This window comes from Halomonas sp. ND22Bw, from assembly GCF_003011945.1.
GTDB classification, from domain to species: domain Bacteria; phylum Pseudomonadota; class Gammaproteobacteria; order Pseudomonadales; family Halomonadaceae; genus Halomonas; species Halomonas halophila.
On sequence record NZ_PXWD01001331.1, the window covers coordinates 1 to 253 of the forward strand.

The 253-nt window shown below is 69.6% G+C and carries 1 protein-coding gene; it reads right to left on the reverse strand.

All coding sequences use genetic code 11. The annotated features are described in order from the left end of the window. The coding region (locus tag CVH10_RS22505; RefSeq protein ID WP_369335978.1) for a glycerophosphodiester phosphodiesterase family protein at positions 1-253 on the reverse strand (253 nt) is incomplete at both ends.

The window sequence follows — 253 nt, forward strand, 5'->3', positions numbered from 1 at the left end:
CACTGGCCGACGAGCGCAAGCGAACGCCAGTCGAAGCTCTGGATCGTCACCCGGTCCGCCATGCCGGCCCTGTCGATCTCGGCGAGCAGTGCGCGCACCATCGCCTCGGGCGACGCGCTGTCGTCCGGCCGCGTCGGGTCGAGCTTCGTTTCGATGTTGAAGCGGACCGCGCGCGCGCGGCGTTCCTTCACCAGTGCGAACACGGCCGCGAGGGTCGGAATGCGTTCGCCGTCTTTCGGCGTCTGCGTCGCGA